The organism is Pseudoalteromonas sp. CR1, assembly GCF_019392235.1.
In the GTDB taxonomy this organism is placed as follows: domain Bacteria; phylum Pseudomonadota; class Gammaproteobacteria; order Enterobacterales; family Alteromonadaceae; genus Pseudoalteromonas.
Map to the genome: position 1 here is coordinate 1 of NZ_JAHXRM010000487.1, position 248 is coordinate 248.

Annotated in this window: 1 protein-coding gene; it reads left to right on the plus strand. The window is 62.5% G+C overall.

Annotation, left to right across the window (positions count from 1 at the left end):
• The coding region (locus tag KZZ04_RS20260; RefSeq protein ID WP_219424044.1) for a DUF3418 domain-containing protein at positions 1-248 on the plus strand (248 nt) is incomplete at both ends.

Below are 248 nucleotides of genomic sequence, written 5' to 3' on the forward strand. Positions count from 1 at the left end.
GCACTGGGAAAAGAAGCGCGGCCAAGTGGTGGCGTTTGAGCAGATCACCCTGTTCGGGTTGATTGTGGTCGGACGGCGGCCGGTGCATTACGGGCCGATTGACCCGGTGGCGTCCCGCGAGCTGTTTATCCGTGAAGGTTTGGTACGCGGCGAGATTCAATCCCGGGCCAAGTGCCTGACGGCGAACCAGCAACTGCTGGAGCAGCTGGATGAGCTGGAAGCCAAGGCGCGGCGTCGCGACATTCTGG